At 53.4% G+C, this 2,509-nt stretch carries 3 protein-coding genes; all 3 read left to right on the top strand.

Annotated features, from left to right (window positions below; genetic code table 11):
- The coding region (locus VIN66_RS14755; protein WP_331924689.1) for an FtsW/RodA/SpoVE family cell cycle protein at positions 1 to 378 on the top strand (378 nt) is incomplete at its 5' end.
- Positions 371 to 1,471: an undecaprenyldiphospho-muramoylpentapeptide beta-N-acetylglucosaminyltransferase gene (gene murG / locus VIN66_RS14760; RefSeq protein ID WP_331924690.1), complete on the top strand. Its 1,101-nt coding sequence runs from the start codon at positions 371 to 373 to the stop codon at positions 1,469 to 1,471. The genes VIN66_RS14755 and murG, both read left to right, overlap by 8 nt.
- Positions 1,468 to 2,509 (top strand): UDP-N-acetylmuramate--L-alanine ligase (murC, locus tag VIN66_RS14765; RefSeq protein ID WP_331924691.1); only part of this gene is annotated, 1,042 nt, incomplete at its 3' end. The genes murG and murC, both read left to right, overlap by 4 nt.

Consider the following 2,509-nt stretch of genomic DNA (forward strand, 5'->3'; position numbering starts at 1 on the left):
CAAAATGAAGCCCATACCGACTTCATTTTGGCCGTTATTGCTGAAGAGACAGGTTTCATCGGCGTCAGTATCTTGCTGGCGCTGATTTTTATGCTGGTTTACCGCGCCTTGTGGATTGGGCAGCGGGCGCTGGCAAAACAAATGAGTTTCCACGGTTTTCTGGCCTATGCGCTGGCTATATGGATTGGTTTTCAGTCGGCCGTCAACATTGGTGTTGCAACCGGCGCCTTGCCTACCAAAGGTCTGACATTGCCTTTTGTCAGCTCAGGTGGCAGTAGCTTAATTATCATGCTGGCGGCGGCAGCGCTGCTGCTGCGTATTGACTTTGAAGTCAGGCTTAACGGCAAACACGCTATCAGTGGAGGCCGTAATGACTAAGCCGCGCATTATGATTATGGCCGGTGGTACAGGTGGGCATATTTTCCCGGCTCAGGCGGTAGCAACTGCCCTAAATGCAGCTGGCTGGCAAATTCACTGGCTGGGCACTGCAACAAGGATGGAGGCAACACTGGTGCCGCAGTTTGGCTGGCCATTTCATACTATTGATGTTGCCGGGCTTAGGGGCAAAGGCGTGTTGTCATTACTAAAAGCGCCCTGGATGCTGCTGAAATCTGTTTGGCAGGCCAGACAGGTGTTAAACACCGTGCAGCCTGATGTCGTGCTGGGCTTTGGTGGTTATGCCAGTGGCCCCGGTGGCGTTGCTGCCTGGTTAAAGCGCTTGCCGCTGTTAATTCATGAACAAAATGCCGTTGCCGGCAGCACCAACCGTTTGCTGGCAAAGCTTGCTAATAAAGTGATGGTGGCTTTTCCGGCTGCATTTTCAGCTGAGCCAAAACAGCTGGTGGTGGGTAACCCTGTGCGCTCTGAGCTGATTAATGTGGCAGCTGCGCATGATTACAGTGGCGAGTTAAAAGTATTGGTGGTTGGTGGCAGCCTGGGCGCCAGAGTCTTAAACGACACTTTACCGGCTATTTTTGCCAAAGCAGCGGCTGCAGGTGCTATTGCGGTTCGCCACCAAACCGGTAAAGCATTGCAACAGCAAACAGAGCAGACTTATCAGCAGCAAAACGCCACGCAGCTAACAGCAAACGTGAGTGCGTTTATTGACGACATGGCACAGGCCTATGCCTGGGCCGATGTAGTGATTTGCCGCGCTGGTGCTCTGACGGTAAGTGAGTTGGCAGCTGCCGGGGTGGCAGCAGTATTTGTGCCGCTGCCAACCGCTATTGATGACCACCAGAGTGCCAATGCGCGCTGGCTGACTGAGCAGGGTGCTGCGCTGTTAGTTGCGCAGCAGGATTTAACAGAACAACGCTTGTTACCGCTGCTTAGCCAGTGGTTGACAGACAAAACACCGTTACAACAGATGGCCGCCAAAGCGCGTGCCTGTGCACTGGATAATGCCACAGCACAGGTAGTAGCGCAGTGTCAGCATTTTGCCGGTCAACAGGTAGTAGGACAGCATTTATGATTAGTACACCGCAACAGAAAAAACTGGCCATGCGCCGCGTAGAACGTATTCACTTTGTCGGTATCGGCGGTGCTGGTATGGGCGGTATCGCTGAGGTGCTGGTCAATGAAGGCTACAACGTCACCGGCTCGGACATTGCTCCTAATGCAGTTACTGAGCGCTTAGCCGGTCTGGGAGCCCATATCTATATCGGCCACAGCGCCGCGCATGTAGAAGCGGCCAGCGTAGTGGTGGTGTCCAGCGCGATAAACAGTGCTAACCCGGAAGTTGCAGCAGCGCGCGAGATGCGTATTCCGGTGGTACGCCGGGCCGAGATGCTGGGTGAGCTGATGCGGTTTCGCCATGGTATAGCGGTCGCCGGGACTCATGGTAAAACGACAACCACCAGTTTGCTGGCATCTATTTTTGCCGAAGCTGGCACTGATCCAACTTTTGTCATCGGCGGCTTACTTAACTCAGCAGGCTCTAACGCCCGTCTGGGTGCGGGGCGCTATTTAATTGCTGAGGCCGATGAAAGCGACGCTTCATTTTTGCATTTGCAGCCACTGGCCACCGTGATCACCAATATAGAAGCGGATCATATGGACACCTATCAGGGCGACTTTGAAAAGCTCAAATCGACCTATCTGGAGTTCTGCCACAACCTGCCGTTTTATGGCGTGGCAGTGGTGTGCATTGATGACCCTGTATTACGTGCACTGATCCCCAAAATTGGCCGCACTGTGCTGACTTACGGTTTTAGCAGCGATGCTGATTTTATCGTCAGTGACTTTAGCCAGAGTGGCACGCAAAGCCGGTTTGTTATTACCGACAATATGGCAGGCGACAGCAGTGGCAATCAGCGCGAAGTGGTACTGAATCTGCCGGGAAAACATAATGCACTTAACGCGACGGCAGCTTTTGCTCTGGCGCGCGATGAAGGTATCAGTGAACAGGCGATCCTCACTGCTTTCAGCAAATTTGAAGGTATTGGCCGGCGGTTCCAGCAGTATGGCGAGTTTGATACCGGCAACGGCAAAGTGCTGCTGCTGGATGACT

It is taken from the genome of Rheinheimera sp. (assembly GCF_036568245.1).
In the GTDB taxonomy this organism is placed as follows: domain Bacteria; phylum Pseudomonadota; class Gammaproteobacteria; order Enterobacterales; family Alteromonadaceae; genus Alishewanella.

Coding starts and splice junctions, on each gene's coding strand:
- murG (WP_331924690.1), top strand. CDS start 371: ATGACTAAGCCGCGCATTATGATTATGGCCGGTGGTACAGGTGGGCAT.